The sequence below is a fragment of the Paenarthrobacter nicotinovorans genome (assembly GCF_007670255.1).
Lineage (GTDB): Bacteria > Actinomycetota > Actinomycetes > Actinomycetales > Micrococcaceae > Arthrobacter > Arthrobacter nicotinovorans_B.
The window spans coordinates 69227-82465 of the sequence record NZ_SZVS01000013.1; the positions used below are offsets into that span (position 1 = coordinate 69227).

Sequence of the window (13239 nt, forward strand, 5' to 3'; positions counted from 1 at the left end):
GCCCCGCACCTGCAACCGGTTCCGCTGATCCCGGACTTGACCCTGCTAGCGGCTGCTAGCCGCGGTCTTCTACCTCACCGGCGCCATCAGCCTCTGGCGGCAGGGCCGGCACTGGTCCCCGGTTCACACCACCTCTTTCCTGCTTGGCCATCGTCGTCTGCGCGACACCACCGCCGCCTTCGAACGAAGGTTCGGCACAACCTACCCAGTCAATGACGCCGGCGCGGCCATCCTGCTCGCCCTGGCCGACTACGTCCCCCCGAGGGCAGTACTCACAATCCTCATACCGGACAAACAAGGCATGGTCAGCGCCCACGTGCTCGGCCTCGCCGAGAAATGAACCTTCAAAGCCCTTACCAGCAGCGCCTTGACGGAACCGTGACACGCGGGCCCTAAGCATCACGACCGAAATACTGGAGAATGATGGACTACGAACTGCGAATCATCCCCGGCTGCCCCAATAGCGCTCCGGCCTTGAAACCGCTCCGGCCCTGAAACTTTTTCGGGGACTATCTCATAATCGGTGTATCCGAGGGCGCCGTCGGTGCCCGGGGGCGCCCATGGCGATGGCGCTCCCGCTGTGAGTAGGACGGCCATCGGCCGCGGTCCAGGGGCCACTGATGCAGCTGGCCGCTGGCTTGATCCGATGATGCGCCCAGCGGCATGTTCGCTCTTGTTGCCCACACCCAGCAGTACCGCTGCGGTCAGCGAGCCTGGACTGTGGCCATCATGCCTTGGTCTTCGTGGTCCAGGATGTGGCAGTGGATCACGGTGCGGCCGGGGAAGTCGTCGAAGGCCACCCGGACTTTCACCTGACTGCGGGCGGGGACGTTGACCACGTCCTGCCAGGTGGGCCAGGTCACGTCACGGTCGCCGTCCTGGATGACCTGCATGGGCCACACATGCAGGTGGATGGGATGGTCCATGGGGCTGGAGTTGGTCAGGGTCCACTCCTCCACGGTCCCGGCTGCTACCGTCGCGTCGAGCCGTTCGGGGTCGAACTTCCGTCCGTTGATGGTGAAGGCCATCATGGTGCCCTGTCCGCCGCCCATTCCCGCGCCCATGTTTCCGTTCATGCCCATGGCGAAGTTGAGGCTGCGGGCGGCGGTGACCGGTTCGTTCCGTAGATCGCGTAGGGGCCGGCCCTCGGGCACGGGCCCGGGGTCAGTGCCCGCGCTTCCCGAGACAGCCATGGTGAGCAGTTCGACCGGGCCGCTGCCGGAGGCGTTGTCACCCGTCATGGCCCCGCCCATCATGGCGTTCATGCTGCCGCGGTCCATGGCGGCGGCCGTGAGGGCGGCGGACCCGTCGCGGGTGTCCACGAGCAGCTCTACGCGGTTGCCGGGGGCCAGAACCACTTTGGTGACGTCTTCGGGGATCGGCAGGCGCCCGAGGTCCCTGCTGAGCAGCCGGACCTGTTGTCCGTCCAGAGCCAGGCGCAGGTACCGGGAAGGGCAGGCGTTGATGATCCGCCACCGCTCCCGTTCTCCGGGCGCGGCGCGCAACTGCGGGCGGAGTTGCCCGTTGACCAGGACGATCTCTCCCTCACGTCCCATCATCTGCTGCATCCGGTTCACCTCGGCGAGATTGCCGGCGGCGTCGAGGGACAGGTCGGAGACCACCAGCACCCGCTCCCGGGTGACGGGAACCGGGTCGGGGTCCTCCACCACGATGGCCCCGTAGAGGCCGGCGGCGACCTGGTCGGCGGCGCGCCCGTGGCGGTGGGGATGGTACCAGTAGGTGCCCGGCGGGTGGTCCGCGGGCAGAGTGAACTCGTAGTCGAAGGACCCGCCCGGGTCAATGCTGACGAAGGGGTTGTCGCTGTTGCCCTGTGGGGAGACGTGCAGTCCGTGCACGTGCAGGTTCGTGGGAGCCTGGAGCCCGTTGCGCAGTGTGACCCGGATCGTGTCGCCCGGGCGGACCCGCAGGGTCGGGCCGGGCACCGAGCCGTTGAATGCCTGGACGGAGGCGTCCCGTCCGCCGATCTGGACCCGTGCCGGCGCGGCGGTCAGGTCCAGCTCCAGCACCCGGTCGCGGCTGGCCAGTACCTGGGGTTCGGTCAGGTCCTCACCCCCGGTGTATCCGGGTCCGTTCCCGGTGGTCAGCCACAGCCCGGCGCCGCCGGCGGCCGCAGCGCCGGCCCCGGCAGCACCCAGTGCCAGCAGCTGGCGGCGTGTCAGCGGCCTCACCGGCCGTCCTCCTCCAGTATCCGCCGCCGTTCCTGGTATTCCTCGGTGCTGATCTCCCCGCGGGCGTACCGCTCCTCAAGGATCTCCCTGGCCCGGGCAGGGCCCGCACCCGTGCGGAGCGGTCCCTGCCCATCGGTGGGGGCGCTGCCGCCGGCGTTGCGGCTAAAGGCCTTGACCAGCACCACGGTGACTACGGCCCCGCCCGCGATCAGCAGAAGCCAGAAAATCCACGCAAGCCCCATCCCGCCCATACCAAAGCCGTCCATCATGACAAGGGTTCCTTATCTCTTCTCGTCCACGGCCAGACCGTTCCTGACTGAGGGCTTTCCGGGGCCGGGGGTTCTAGGCCTTGGCTGACTGGCGGGAGTTGTGCCAGGCGTTCCAGGCGGCGTAGCTGCCGTCGAGTTCGACGACGTCGTACCCGGCGCGGCGCAGGGCGCTGGCCGTGACGGAGTTCCGCACCCCGGACTGGCAGTAGGTCACGATGGTTCCTTCGGCCGGAAGCTGGTCCAGGTGCCACATGGCGCGGCCGCCGCTGAGCTGGTGGGATCCGGGGATGTGCCCGGCGGTGTGCTCGGTGCGGTTGCGGACATCCAGTACCATGGCCGCATCGAAGCTGCCCAGTTCGTTGGGCTGGATGAGTTTCGGCGTGAAGGTGGGGAGCCCGTCGATGCTGGTGACGTAGCCGGCGACGTTGTCGATGCCGACCCGGACCAGGTGGTCCCACATTTCCTGGGCCTGTGCCTGCCCGGCGGCGAGCAGCACCAGCGGGTTCTTGTCGGTTTCCGGGTTCACTACCCAGGAGCCGTAGCTGGCCACGGACTTGCCGGCGGGAATGTTCAGTGAGCGGGTGACGGTGCCTTCGTGGACTTCGGTGTTGGGGCGGGTGTCGATGAAGGTGACGTTGTCCTCGGCGAGGTCCTTCGCGACGTCGGCCGGGTCCAGTTCCTGAAGCGGGGCGCGTTCGCCCATAATGGCCGGGCCTTCTCGGTTTTCGCGCTTCATTCGGCCGAAGTAGGCGTGGGCGTCGGGCTGGCCGTCGAGGAGTTCGGTGATGAAGCCTGCCTCGTCGTTGGCGGCCAGGTACGGGCCCCACCAGGCGTAGAGGCGCTCGTAGCCGACGGTGGAGGAGGGGATGGCGCCGAGGGCCTTGCCGCAGGCGCTGCCGGCGCCGTGGGCGGGGTGGACCTGGACGTAGTCCGGCAGGGTGAGGAACTTGTCACGCAGGCTCGCGAACAGCTGCTTGGCGCCTTCGAAGCGGGTGTCGATGCCGCCGGCTGCCTCGTCGAGCAGGTCCGGGCGTCCCAGGTCGCCGGAGAAGACGAAGTCGCCGGAGAGCAGGTAGCCGGGCTGGTCGCTGAATGCGCCGTCGGTCACCAGGAACGACAGGTGCTCGGGGGTGTGTCCGGGGGTGTGGAGGGCCTTGATGGTGATGTTGCCGATGGTGATCTTGTCGCCGTCGTAGAGGCGTTCGCCGTCGAATTTATACTGCCAGTCCGGTCCGCCCTCGCCGGAGACGTAGATCTTCGCGCCGGTCGCGGCGGCGAGTTCGCGGGTACCGGAGAGGTAGTCGGCGTGGATGTGGGTTTCGGTGACCGCCACGATCTTCATGCCGTTCTTGGCAGCCAGATCCTGGTACACCGCAATGTCGCGGCGGCCGTCCACAACAACCGCTGTGCCGTTGGCCTGGCAGCCGATCAGGTAGCTGGCCTGGGCAAGGTCTTCATCATAAATGCGCTCGATAAGCATTGGTGCTCTCCTTCATGAGGGGAAGTTCCGTCTTGCTCTTGCATCACCGATTCTAATACCCCTAGGGGTATCCAGCAAAATGCTGAGCTGGCTCGGAGTTTTTTCGTGCGGTGTTACTGGTGCTGCGCGCCCGAGACAGCCCGGGAGCTTGTCCATGTCCAGGTTCTTTACGTCCGGGATGAGTTCTTCGAGTCCGGTGGCGTTGAGCGTTCCGGGCTGGGAGAAAACCAGGTGCCGTTCGGCGGCGGCGCCATGGGTGGGGGCGAACATGCGGCAGGGCCGCACCCGGCTGCCCAGAAATCAACGAACACGATGTCGTTGTTCTCCAGGGCCCGCTGTGATGTCGATGGTTGCCGTCGTGTTTCGTGTCCTTTCGGGGTGTTGTCTTGTGTGGTTGTTTTATTGGGTTTGAAGCTCAGGTGGTGGGAAGGCCTGCGCGGGCCCAGGCGGTCATCCCGCCGGTCATGGCGTCGGCCGTGAAGCCGGCACCATTGAGTGCGTCCGCGACGGGGCGGACCGGTTGCCGCTGCGGCAGACAGCGATGACGGGGACTGAGGGATCCAGCTCGGACAGTCGTGCCTGCAACTGCCCCATGGGGATGTGCAGTGCTCCGGGGATGATGCCTTCGGCGACGATTTCAAAGTCCTCGCGGACATCGAGGATCCGGGCGGTGGATCGGCGCTGGTCGGCTTCGTTGATGCTGATTTCAGCCATTGGTTTCTCCTTCGAATGGGTTCCGCGGTTGTTGTTAGCGGACGGGTTCGCCGGCCTGGCGCCAGGCGCCCATGCCGCCACGCAGGGAATACGCCTCATAGCCCTTTTCGGCCAGCAGGCGGGCGGCGGAAGCGGATCGGATCCCGGACTGGCACATGGCGATCACGGGCCGGGTTTTCTGGATTCCGGTGGTGCTGGTCTGGAGTCTGTCCAGCGGGACATGCTTGGCCTGCGGGGCCCGTCCGGAGCGCCATTCCTGCACGGTGCGAACGTCGATCAGAGCCGCGCCCGAGGTCAGGAGTTCCTTGGCCTCAGCGACCGTGATGGTTTTGTAGGGCTTGTTGAAGGCTTTCTTCAGGGAGCTGATGAGGCCCATGGTGTTCTCCTTTGTTTCGGAACGAGGGGGTGGTTTTCAGGCGGTTACGGTGCCCGCAGTGACCCAGGCTGCGACGGCAAAGATGAGCACGGCGAACGAGATGCGGATGTGCTTGTCGTTAAGGTGGCGGGCGAGGCGGGCAGCAACGAGGGATCCGAGGATCGCGGGGACCGCAAAGGCCAGGACGCTGGGCCAGTCCATGGTGAATCCGGCGGCGTGGGCGCCGAAGCCCGCCGCCGAATTGATCACGATGATGGCCAGGGATGAACCCACGGCCTGTTTCAAGCGCAGGCCCAGGAACAGTGTGAGGGCCGGGGTGATCAGGAACCCTCCACCAACGCCCAGCAGCCCCGTGAGGAACCCGACGAGGAGCCCGGCCCCCACGGCCTTGGGGGCGCAGGAGCGGAAGGCGCGGTTGGGACCTGTACTGCAGGCGCCTTCCGTTTCCATGGTCCGCATGAGCATCCGGATCCCCGCGAAGACCATGATGACAGCGAAGGCGAGCATCAGGATGTTTGGATCCAGCAGCCGGCCGACCGCTGTCCCGCCCCAGGCTGCGGGAATGCCCGCCGCACCGACGATCAGGACCACGGGCCAGTTGATGCTTTCGCGCAGCCGGGGGACCAGCGCTGCCAGGGAGGAGATGCCCACCACCAGAAGCGAGGTGGGAATGGCCTCCGCCGGGCTCATGCCCACGCCGTAGACCAGGGCCGGGACGGCAATGATCGAGCCGCCGCCACCGACGACACCGAGAACGATCCCCACGACGAGCCCCAGCGACAGGGCCGCGATCATGCTGCCGGGCTCTGCCTGGCTTCGGCCACCGGAAGGGCCAGGATGGCGCTTTCGCGGGTGGGTTCCTTGGCGGCCCTGTTCCATGGCATCGCCGAGATGGCCTGGCCCATGGCGCAGGTGTTGGTGGCCGCGGAGAAGGTCAGGCCTGCCCCGATGACACCGGCAAGCGCCCGGATCTTAGGGGAAACGAACTTACCCCCTGCCAGACCCAGAATTACAAGGGACCCTGCGGCGAGGCGGACCTGCCGCTCCAGGTCCCAACTGTCCTTGCCCTTGACCACGTCGCCACCGGCCGCTGCGAAGCCGGGGACGCCGCCGGTCAGGACGTAGGCCGTATCGATGCCGGAACCTGCTAGGCGCTGACGAGCCTGCTCGGCGCGGGCCCCGGACTGACAGACGAGCACGACCCGGCTGCCCAGACGGGCGGCCAGTTCGTCAGTGTGTTCGGACAGCAACCGCAGCGGGACGTTATAGGAGCCGCGGATGTGAATCGACCCGAACTCAGCGGCAGAACGCACGTCGATGATCACAAGGTCGTGATGCTCGGCCACCCAGCTGCGCAAGGTCTCCGGTGCCAGGGCGGTAATGGCGGTGGATGGGGAAAGGGAAGTCATAGGGGCCTCTCGAAAGGGGTCGCTGGTCGATGCCCGCCCAGTATTACAGATACCCCAGCGGGTATGCAAAACACCCCAAGGGGTATAGAGTTGACGGCAAGACGCCCACGCCTTTGGAGACTTCATGCAACTCGATTCGACTGAACTGACCCCTGTGGTCAACCGCCTCAAGCGCGCCCAGGGCCAGCTCGCAGCTGTCACCCGCATGCTCGAGGAAGGCAAGGACTGCAAGGACATCGTCACGCAACTGGCCGCCGTCTCGAAAGCTCTGGACAGGGCCGGCTTCGCCATCATCGCCAGCGGTCTTGAGCAGTGCATCGTCCGTGAAGACACCACCATGGACAAAAAAGAGCTGGAAAAGCTCTTCCTCTCCCTCGCCTAAAAAGCAGGGACCCCACAACCCCGTGCCGGCGGAAGTTTCCCCCAAACTTGCCCCGGCGCGGCCCCTACCTGAAACCGGACCGTATCTGTAACGACGTATAAGGAGCAGGCTCCTGACCGCCGTCACCGTCCCGCCGCTGTCCTGGGAAGACTCCGCTGTCGTGGGACGACGCTGTCTTGGGAGGACGCGTCCCAGCGCATCCGCGAGGCGTCCGGGGTACAAGGCTTTGGCATACTGGCGGAGGTTGACGTCCGGTCCCCTTTGAGGCCAAAACTCGGCACCGAGGCCGCAACGCCATCGGCAACTTATGTAGTCCTTGGCGCCTGCAACCCCACGTTGGCGAGCCGCGCCCTGGCGGCCGAGCCGGAACTCGGCGCGCCGCTCCCATGCAATGTCGTTGTCCGGCGGGGTAAAGACGCGCGCGAAACCACCATCAAAACCACAGCCCCCACAAACCATGGTCCAGCCCTGTGATAGTCCGGCCGGGAGGTCGCCGACGACGCCGATGTCGACTCCGCAAAGGCCTCGCCGGGATCAGCGATGCAAAAGACATCTCCAGCTGACGAAAGTGGAGGCACTTGCAAAGTGCAGACAAGTGACTGTTAGTTCAGAATGGCGGCCAAAATCCAGCTCACGTGGCGGTCTTACGATGGCTTGTGGCGGGTGATTGCGAGCCATTGACTTCGCCCTTTGTGTGGCGATGCCGGCGCAGATCACATGGGCCGGCCGGAGAGCAGCTATCTGGCCGCGTCCTCAGCTTCTGGGCGGGCGGTCGATTTGTAGGCGGCCGATGCCGGGTAGGAAGCGGCCGACGCGCGAGGCGTAGTCGGCGTACGCGGCGCCGTGTACACCACGCAGGTAGGGTTCTTCGACCAGGCGCACCTGCAGTTCGATCCCGGTGAGCGTGACCGCCAGGCCAGCGATCGCCAGGAGGTTGGGCACCATGAACGCCAAGCCCAGGAACACGGTGGCGGCGGCGGTGAAGACCGGGTTGCGGACCAGCCGGAACGGGCCCGTGGTCACCAGTGAGGTACGTTCAGCCTCATCGACGCCAATCCGCCAGGAGGCCCCCAACGCCAGCTGGGAAGCGAAGGTTGCAAGGATCCCGAGTACCGCCAGTACGAAACCCAGACCGTGCACGACCGTATGGTCGGCGGCGGCAAGCGGCGGCATGCCTGCCAGGGCGGCGACCGGCGCGCCGAGCCCCACCATCAGGTACCCGAGGTCCGCAATGGCAAGCCCCCACCACCCCCACGACCGCTGTGGCCTCAACCTCTGCCGGTTCCCCCGGTCGCCGGTGAGGCGTCGCTGGATCTGCGAGCGGACATTGGTGAGCAGTATGAGAGCAGCGAACAGGGCAAGGGCGGCGAGGGCCATCACCCGTCCCTCCTGGCCGTCACGGGTTTGGCGGCCACACCGAGCAGGTAATCGCCGGAGATCCGGGTGAGCGAGCCGAGCACCACGAGCCCTCGGTGGGCCAGTTCGTCGAGGAACTGCTCGGCGGTTAAGCGGTCCTCGGTGGGGTGGTCGAACTCGAAGACCACGTCATTGCCGCTGTCGCAAGCGTTCAGTGCCGAGCGCAAATCGGTTGCGCTGCCTTGCGTCAGGCGTACCCGATCGCCGTAGCTGGCAAGGCGCCGCCCGGCAAGCTCGATCATGGCCGGGTCCAGATCCACAGCGTCCACCCTTGCCGCGCCGAACCGCTCCAGCACCAATGGGGATCCGGAGCCGGGCCCGCAGCCGATCTCCAGTGCCCGCGCCCCAGGCGGCAACGGGCCGCCGAACCGCAGCAGCACCTGGATCTCGTAAAAACGCTGCAGCCACCGGCGAGGCGTCGAATTCACCAGAAAAGTGTCCACGCGGTTCATCAACATCGCAATTCGTCCCATCGTCCAATGTGACTATTATCGCCTCAGGCCGTTCCAATTGAGTGAGACGGCGACAGGTGATTTCTTGGATGATGGGCACCGGCCAGATCCTGTCCGGCAGTGTCACCACCAGGGGAACTGCGCCCGGATGGCCGCGGGCTTCTTTCGCGGCAGGTGCTGGAGCTCACAGAAGCTTGACGTCATGCAGAAGCTGATTCGGAGCCGATCGTGCGTATCCGAACAGTCCGGATAGCGATCCCCACGCCTGGTTCCTGAAGAAGATTGGAACTTCCGAGCCCAGCAGTTCAGTGGCTTGCCGCCAGGGAAGCCTGAAGGCGTCGGCGGCCTGGAGTCCGCGCTTCTCGGGAGCGGTCCGGAGAGCATCGAGCGTTCACCTGCCGGACACCGGCCGGACATAGGGACGTCCTCACCTGTGCAGGTCACGACTTTAGGGTTTCAACCCGGGGCCCTGGCCCTTCATTACTCGCCCGCACTTTTTTCTTGGGAGATCCCTGATGCGTCGGACCCTATCCATACTTACGTCAACGGCGGCTGTTGCCGCCGTGCTGACGGCAGTTGCTGTCAGTGGCCCTGCCACCGCCGCCCCGGAGGGGAACAACGGCCGGGCCAAGAACGTCATTTACCTGCTCGGTGACGGCATGGGCCGCACCCACGTCACCGCCGGCCGGGAACGCTTCTACGGGGCCGAAGGCAAACTGGCGATGGAAACCCTTCCGGCCCAGGGCTACGTCAGCACCTACGCTGTGGAGAAGAACTCCGGCCAGCCCGGGCAGGGTGACTTCAAGCCAAACCTGGTGACCGATTCCGCTTCCGCTGCCACGGCCTGGGCTTCCGGGGTGAAGACGTACAACGCCGCCCTCGGCGTGGACGCGAAGGGCGCGGTGGCGCCGACCATGATGGAACTGGCCAAGCAGGCAGGTTACCGCACGGGCAACGTCTCGACAGCAGAAATCACGGACGCGACCCCCGCCGGGCAGATGAGCCACGCCCTCGCCCGCGGCTGCCAGGGACCGGTGTACTCCGCCGCCGCCTGCCAGGACACCACCATCACCGGCACCGCCCTACCCACCAGCGATGTCCGCGTCACCCCGATCGCGGACCAGATCGCCCGGAACGGCACCGCCGACGTCATCTTCGGCGGCGGCCTGGGCCGCTTCGATGCCTCCGATGAAACCGCACTCAAGGAGCAGGGCTACACAGTCCTCGGTTCCGCCTCCAGCCAAATCCCAGCTACCCGGACGGATTTGAACGCCGCCACAGGGGAGAAGGTCTTCGGCCTGTTCAACAAGGGCAACCTCACCATCGAAAAAGCCAAACAGGACAACCCCACCGCCCCCCAGGCGCAGGAACCCTCCCTGCCGGAGATGACCAAGAAGGCCATCGAACTGCTCAACAACAAAAAGGACAACCGAGAAGACGATAAGAAGACGGACGCCAAGGGCAAGGGGTTCTACCTGCAGATTGAAGGGGCCCTGATCGACAAGCGCTCCCACGCCAACGACGCCGCCCAGACACTTCAGGAAATCAAGGCCTTCGACGACGCGGTCGCAGCGGCCCTGGACTTCGCCAAGAAGGACGGCAACACCCTGGTGATCGTCACCGCAGACCACGAGTGCGCCGGTTTCAACATCATCGAAAAGGGCTCCTTCACAAACGCCGAAGCAGCCGCGCCCCCGGTAAATGTCGATGCCGGCAACACCGCCAACAACTCCGCCCCGACCCGGCCCGGCGGAAACGTCAAGGACCCGGCCCGCTCCACCGGCATCCTCAACGGCACCGGTGCCGCAGACCCGAAGAACTTCGCCCCGGCTACCTTCCGCACCCCGAATGACCCCTCTCAGGTCAAGGACGGCTCCCCGGAAGCCAGCCTCTGGCTGACCTACCTCTCGGGCAACCACACCGGCGCGGACGTGCCCATCTACGCCTACGGCTCAGGTTCGGAAAAGGTACAGGGAACAGTGGACAACACCGACCTGTTCGACATCGTCGGCAACGCGCTGCGCGTCCTGCGCTGACCCTGACGCAGCACCAAGACTGCAACACCCGGCCCGGGCCCCGGGGGGCCAATTGATCCCCCGGGGCCCAGGCACGCGCGAAGGAACACACCATGAAACATAGAACCCGGATTCTGCTGATCGCAGCCCTCGTCGCTGCATCCCTGGCTGTACTGGCCGTTGTCGTACTGGGAGGGCGGGCTTCGTTCTCAGCATCCGGCGGTACCGCCCCGATGGCCGCCGCCGCCAAAACATCCTTCCCCGGACTGGTCCCGGCGGAGGGCGAACCGGACCTGGCCGGACTCCAAACGACCCGGCCGGCCCCCGGCCAGGTCCTCCAGGTCCAGGGCCCCTTTGCTGACAGGCTGGTCTTTGAAGGCCTGACCTTCGACGGTCAGGCGGCCATAGGAGCGGTCAGGATCACCAGTGATGTCAGCGAACTGCTCGAACTCCAGGTACTCGCAGGGTTCTACGATGACCAGGGCACCCTGCTCGGAACCGCCCGCTTCGTCCACCACCTCGGCAGCCAAGGACACAGCCACTCCGGAGCGCCGGAGGAACGTGAAGAGTTCAGCATTCCGGTACCGGCCGAGATTAAGGCCAAAGCCGTTTCAGCGGCAGTAGGCGTACCCGTCCTCGTCAATGAATAACGGCTGGAACGATACCCGTCGACGGCGAAGAGGTGGCTCCAAACCGCCCTTGATCTTCCGCCAGCCGGCGGCACGGTTGTTCGCGATCATCTTGGTGGGCACGCCGAGCACCGTGGACACAGCGAGGGATCGCCAAGGGTGTCACCCTCCACTGCGTTCCCGGTCGTTGAACGCCATCAGGCATCCGGAACCTCCGATGACGGGACGTGGAAGATCGTTTCCTCAGGCGTGGTCATGAGGGAGTCCTCGAAGACTCGCATTGCCTTCGCCACCTCGGGAAGCGACTCCTGCAGGTCAAGTGCGGCGCGGTCCTCGAACACCTCCGTGGCGACGAATACGTCGGGATCGGTCACATCCCGTCCGATGTCGAAGCTGACCACGCCGTCCAGTGCCCGGCTGGGCGCCACGACATCTCTCAGCGCAGCCATGACGGCCTCGGCCTTGCCCGGGCGGCAACGCACGGCAAAACGAACCACGATCATCGGGGCCTCCACTCAAAGTCGGTGGGAAAATGCTACCCCCGTCAGCCTCCGGCCGCGATCCGGAGGTTGGGCTTGGCGAAACGCTGCGCTCACCTGCGAATTTCGTTGACAGGACTGCATCCCGAGTTCTTCATGCGCAATCTATGATCGCGATCAGGAGCCCCGAAGCGACCGCCGGGCAGCTGTGGTGACTGCTCGTGCCGACCGGCTTGGGAGTTCGGACCTGGTCTGGAGGCCCGCAGCTGCAGGGCGTTTTTGTTCTTGTCCGCAAGCCTTGGCGGGTTTGCGGCGTCCCACTGGGCCATCCGGATCGGTGTTGTCCTCGATGTCGGCCAGTTTCGCAGCCAGGGCAATGTGGCTGTTCCGAATGGCCTCGTAGTACCCACCGCACTCGTTGTCCTTGGCGCGGGTGAGCAGGATGACGGCCTGAGTTATCTCTTCACTGATGCCTGCCGCCGCTGGATCCACGGCCGTGATGTCCAGTCTTCGATGACGTCCGGCGGCCAGGCCGAGGCAGCCAGCTTGGCTCGCTCAACCTCGCGGCCACGCCGCGCGGACGCTCAATGTACGGCGCGCCAATCTTGTCGTTTGGCATCGGAGCGTGACGGTCGCGATCGCCTTCGCTGCAGCGACTTCCGGGACGGACAGGTAATTTTTCAACGCGGATCTCTTCCGGGCCATCGGAACCGGCCGTCGCAGCGTCTGAGGAATGCCCTAAGCGGACGGCACGGTTGAAGTTGAGTGTATGGCGACAGACCAATCCGGTTCTGCTGGTGTGCTCATCCTGACAAGGTGGCCTCGCCTTGGCGGCAACTGGTATTGCTACCGGTTTCGATGGCTCAGATTCAGTTGCCGGGCGTGGAAGTCGAAATGTTTGGTGGGGTATGCGTAGACGTCGTTGAGGGTCATCGAAGGGGTGAAGAACGGATCCCACTGGTCTGGGAACGGCATTGACCTTGCCAGCGACGCGGGGCTCTCGCGTTCCAGTCTGCGGGTGATGGCGGCGATGGTCTTATCCAGTTTCCGGGCCATCCGTCGCTTGTTGTAGAAGAGGGCTGCACCGCGGGAGCCCCAGTAATTGACGATGTTAAATGGGCGCGTGCCCGCGTTCAAGAGGGCGGCGAATGCCTTGCCGACGGGTCTGGGGAGCAGGCTGATGATATGGACCAGGGGTAGCAGGGCTCGGACTACCATATAGCCGAAGACCATATGGAAGAGCAGTTCTTCATTGGTCCACCTGGTGCCCTTGCTCGTGCGGCGAAGGTCCGCCGGGGTAGCATTCTCAAGCCAGGTGCCGAGTTCGGCGCGTGCGCGGCCGTATTCACTCAGAATGTCCGCTTTGGTTGGTCCCATCTCGCGCTCCTTCGCCTGAAGGCCGCCGAGGGCCGAACGCGCGGGTCAGCGC

Annotated in this window: 16 protein-coding genes and 2 pseudogenes; 4 read left to right on the forward strand and 14 right to left on the reverse strand. The window is 65.4% G+C overall.

The features are described from left to right. Nucleotides 1-55: 55 nt before the first annotated feature. From FDP28_RS20615 to FDP28_RS17785, 9 genes and pseudogenes are all read right to left on the reverse strand, one after another. Entirely contained in the window at nt 56-385 is a 330-nt protein-coding gene (locus FDP28_RS20615) for a hypothetical protein (RefSeq protein WP_186313701.1), read from the reverse strand. Nucleotides 386-704: 319 nt separating this feature from the next. Continuing rightward, nucleotides 705-2189 carry a multicopper oxidase family protein gene (locus FDP28_RS17750; protein ID WP_144662932.1) on the reverse strand — a complete coding sequence of 495 codons (1485 nt, stop codon included), beginning with the start codon at nt 2187-2189 and terminating at the stop codon, nt 705-707. After that, complete coding sequence (locus tag FDP28_RS17755) at nt 2186-2458, reverse strand: SHOCT domain-containing protein (protein WP_144662933.1); 273 nt, start codon at nt 2456-2458, stop codon at nt 2186-2188. The genes FDP28_RS17750 and FDP28_RS17755 overlap by 4 nt, the downstream gene beginning before the upstream one ends. Before the next feature lie 73 nt (nt 2459-2531). Continuing rightward, a complete protein-coding gene (locus FDP28_RS17760) occupies nt 2532-3938 on the reverse strand; it encodes an MBL fold metallo-hydrolase (RefSeq protein WP_144662934.1) in 1407 nt (468 codons plus the stop codon). A gap of 144 nt (nt 3939-4082) precedes the next feature. Further along, nucleotides 4083-4267 (reverse strand): annotated as a pseudogene (locus tag FDP28_RS20880) (thioredoxin family protein); the annotation flags it as partial. Nucleotides 4268-4353: 86 nt separating this feature from the next. Continuing rightward, nucleotides 4354-4652, reverse strand: a pseudogene (locus tag FDP28_RS17770) (rhodanese-like domain-containing protein). Between the two features lie 34 nt (nt 4653-4686). Then, complete coding sequence (locus tag FDP28_RS17775; protein WP_144662935.1) at nt 4687-5028, reverse strand: rhodanese-like domain-containing protein; 342 nt, start codon at nt 5026-5028, stop codon at nt 4687-4689. Nucleotides 5029-5064: 36 nt separating this feature from the next. Beyond that, nucleotides 5065-5823, reverse strand: a complete 759-nt coding sequence (locus tag FDP28_RS17780) for a sulfite exporter TauE/SafE family protein (protein ID WP_144662936.1) — start codon at nt 5821-5823, stop codon at nt 5065-5067. Then, entirely contained in the window at nt 5820-6437 is a 618-nt protein-coding gene (locus FDP28_RS17785; protein WP_144662937.1) for a rhodanese-like domain-containing protein, read from the reverse strand. The genes FDP28_RS17780 and FDP28_RS17785 overlap by 4 nt, the downstream gene beginning before the upstream one ends. A 124-nt stretch (nt 6438-6561) precedes the next feature. Between FDP28_RS17785 and FDP28_RS17790 the strand changes: the two genes are divergently transcribed. Together FDP28_RS17790 and FDP28_RS20935 are read left to right on the forward strand one after the other, a co-directional pair. Then, entirely contained in the window at nt 6562-6819 is a 258-nt protein-coding gene (locus FDP28_RS17790; protein WP_144662938.1) for a metal-sensitive transcriptional regulator, read from the forward strand. Between the two features lie 261 nt (nt 6820-7080). After that, complete coding sequence (locus tag FDP28_RS20935) at nt 7081-7293, forward strand: DUF302 domain-containing protein (protein ID WP_313955649.1); 213 nt, start codon at nt 7081-7083, stop codon at nt 7291-7293. 279 nt (nt 7294-7572) lie between these two features. On the opposite strand, the gene FDP28_RS17800 is transcribed toward FDP28_RS20935, so the two are convergent. Together FDP28_RS17800 and FDP28_RS17805 are read right to left on the reverse strand one after the other, a co-directional pair. Beyond that, nucleotides 7573-8196 carry a methyltransferase family protein gene (locus FDP28_RS17800; protein WP_144662981.1) on the reverse strand — a complete coding sequence of 208 codons (624 nt, stop codon included), beginning with the start codon at nt 8194-8196 and terminating at the stop codon, nt 7573-7575. Next, nucleotides 8196-8708, reverse strand: a complete 513-nt coding sequence (locus FDP28_RS17805) for a class I SAM-dependent methyltransferase (RefSeq protein WP_260842524.1) — start codon at nt 8706-8708, stop codon at nt 8196-8198. The genes FDP28_RS17800 and FDP28_RS17805 overlap by 1 nt, the downstream gene beginning before the upstream one ends. Nucleotides 8709-9202: 494 nt before the next feature. Between FDP28_RS17805 and FDP28_RS17810 the strand changes: the two genes are divergently transcribed. Then, the gene (locus FDP28_RS17810; protein WP_144662939.1) at nt 9203-10723 is read left to right on the forward strand and encodes an alkaline phosphatase; all 1521 of its coding nucleotides are present in this window, start codon (nt 9203-9205) and stop codon (nt 10721-10723) included. Between the two features lie 92 nt (nt 10724-10815). Continuing rightward, nucleotides 10816-11352 (forward strand): hypothetical protein, encoded by a 537-nt coding sequence (locus FDP28_RS17815; protein WP_144662940.1) that lies wholly within the window; start codon nt 10816-10818, stop codon nt 11350-11352. A 176-nt stretch (nt 11353-11528) separates the two neighbouring features. On the opposite strand, the gene FDP28_RS17820 is transcribed toward FDP28_RS17815, so the two are convergent. From FDP28_RS17820 to FDP28_RS17830, 3 genes are all read right to left on the reverse strand, one after another. Beyond that, the gene (locus FDP28_RS17820; protein WP_144662941.1) at nt 11529-11834 is read right to left on the reverse strand and encodes a putative quinol monooxygenase; all 306 of its coding nucleotides are present in this window, start codon (nt 11832-11834) and stop codon (nt 11529-11531) included. 153 nt (nt 11835-11987) lie between these two features. Further along, nucleotides 11988-12302 (reverse strand): hypothetical protein, encoded by a 315-nt coding sequence (locus FDP28_RS17825; RefSeq protein ID WP_144662942.1) that lies wholly within the window; start codon nt 12300-12302, stop codon nt 11988-11990. 354 nt (nt 12303-12656) lie between these two features. After that, nucleotides 12657-13187: a DinB family protein gene (locus tag FDP28_RS17830; RefSeq protein ID WP_144662943.1), complete on the reverse strand. Its 531-nt coding sequence runs from the start codon at nt 13185-13187 to the stop codon at nt 12657-12659. Nucleotides 13188-13239: the final 52 nt, after the last annotated feature.

Excerpts from the sequence above, each read along its gene's own strand:
- FDP28_RS17755 (WP_144662933.1), bottom strand. The coding sequence starts at position 2,458 with ATGATGGACGGCTTTGGTATGGGCGGGATGGGGCTTGCGTGGATTTTC.
- FDP28_RS17760 (WP_144662934.1), bottom strand. The coding sequence starts at position 3,938 with ATGCTTATCGAGCGCATTTATGATGAAGACCTTGCCCAGGCCAGCTAC.
- FDP28_RS17775 (WP_144662935.1), bottom strand. The coding sequence starts at position 5,028 with ATGGGCCTCATCAGCTCCCTGAAGAAAGCCTTCAACAAGCCCTACAAA.
- FDP28_RS17780 (WP_144662936.1), bottom strand. The coding sequence starts at position 5,823 with ATGATCGCGGCCCTGTCGCTGGGGCTCGTCGTGGGGATCGTTCTCGGT.
- FDP28_RS17785 (WP_144662937.1), bottom strand. The coding sequence starts at position 6,437 with ATGACTTCCCTTTCCCCATCCACCGCCATTACCGCCCTGGCACCGGAG.
- FDP28_RS17790 (WP_144662938.1), top strand. The coding sequence starts at position 6,562 with ATGCAACTCGATTCGACTGAACTGACCCCTGTGGTCAACCGCCTCAAG.
- FDP28_RS17800 (WP_144662981.1), bottom strand. The coding sequence starts at position 8,196 with ATGGCCCTCGCCGCCCTTGCCCTGTTCGCTGCTCTCATACTGCTCACC.
- FDP28_RS17805 (WP_260842524.1), bottom strand. The coding sequence starts at position 8,708 with ATGGGACGAATTGCGATGTTGATGAACCGCGTGGACACTTTTCTGGTG.
- FDP28_RS17810 (WP_144662939.1), top strand. The coding sequence starts at position 9,203 with ATGCGTCGGACCCTATCCATACTTACGTCAACGGCGGCTGTTGCCGCC.
- FDP28_RS17815 (WP_144662940.1), top strand. The coding sequence starts at position 10,816 with ATGAAACATAGAACCCGGATTCTGCTGATCGCAGCCCTCGTCGCTGCA.
- FDP28_RS17820 (WP_144662941.1), bottom strand. The coding sequence starts at position 11,834 with ATGATCGTGGTTCGTTTTGCCGTGCGTTGCCGCCCGGGCAAGGCCGAG.
- FDP28_RS17830 (WP_144662943.1), bottom strand. The coding sequence starts at position 13,187 with ATGGGACCAACCAAAGCGGACATTCTGAGTGAATACGGCCGCGCACGC.